Below are 235 nucleotides of genomic sequence, written 5' to 3' on the forward strand. Positions count from 1 at the left end.
TTGTCACACTTCCACTTGCGGTATTGTTACAAACCGGTGTTGTTGCACTTGCTACACTTACTAAATTATATGTCGAGTTTGCTGTCAATACCGGTGTAGTTACACTCACATTTCCTGTTGCGTCTAAAGTTACCGTTTGGTTCGCTCCACCATCAACTGTATAGGTTATCGTTGCATTTGGCGTTCCTGTGAAACTAACCACAGCGGTTGCGCCTGAACAAATTGTTGTTGCGCC

Annotated in this window: 1 protein-coding gene; it reads right to left on the reverse strand. The window is 44.3% G+C overall.

The window, feature by feature from the left end; genetic code table 11:
* Positions 1–235: hypothetical protein (locus G4L40_RS12935; protein ID WP_166237598.1), on the reverse strand; the 235-nt coding region annotated here is incomplete at both ends.

The organism is Flavobacterium celericrescens, assembly GCF_011392075.1.
Taxonomy (GTDB): Bacteria; Bacteroidota; Bacteroidia; order Flavobacteriales; family Flavobacteriaceae; genus Flavobacterium; species Flavobacterium celericrescens.